We start from the raw sequence: 531 nt of genomic DNA on the forward strand, positions 1-531 counted from the left end.
TGCTCGTTTGTCAGCTCCCCGAAGCTTATCGCAGACTTCTACGTCCTTCATCGCCTGTAATCGCCAAGGCATCCACCATGTGCACTTATTCACTTGTCCCTATAACCTTGACGGCTATACCTTCAAGCATTTACTACTATGTTTGATGAGTTTTTGTATGCGTTCCTTTCGGAACACTACCCTAAGTGTATTCATTGCTGAATACGCTTAATAAAACTTTACTTCTTCCAGATTGTTAAAGAACGAAACAGCAGTAGTCTCTAAAAGACTAAACATAAAAGTGAACTCGTCACGCTTACGTTTAATATCTTGAGTAGATGCGTTGGTGGAGGATGACGGGATCGAACCGACGACCCCCTGCTTGCAAAGCAGGTGCTCTCCCAGCTGAGCTAATCCCCCTGGGAATTACTTGTGCTTGATACGTGGTGGGTCTGGTTGGGCTCGAACCAACGACCCCCGCGTTATCAACACGGTGCTCTAACCAGCTGAGCTACAGACCCGCATTGTTACCTAGCGGTGCCACTGTTTCTT

General features: G+C 46.9%; 2 tRNA genes and 1 rRNA gene. All 3 read right to left on the reverse strand.

The window, feature by feature from the left end:
* A 23S ribosomal RNA gene (locus tag ACY34H_RS30040) occupies positions 1-99 on the reverse strand; the annotation flags it as partial.
* Between the two features lie 224 nt (positions 100-323).
* Positions 324-399, reverse strand: a tRNA-Ala gene (locus ACY34H_RS30045).
* Positions 400-423: 24 nt separating this feature from the next.
* Positions 424-500: transfer RNA gene (locus ACY34H_RS30050), tRNA-Ile, on the reverse strand.
* Positions 501-531 lie beyond the last annotated feature (31 nt).

This window comes from Pseudoduganella sp. jia 9 (genome assembly GCF_055502615.1).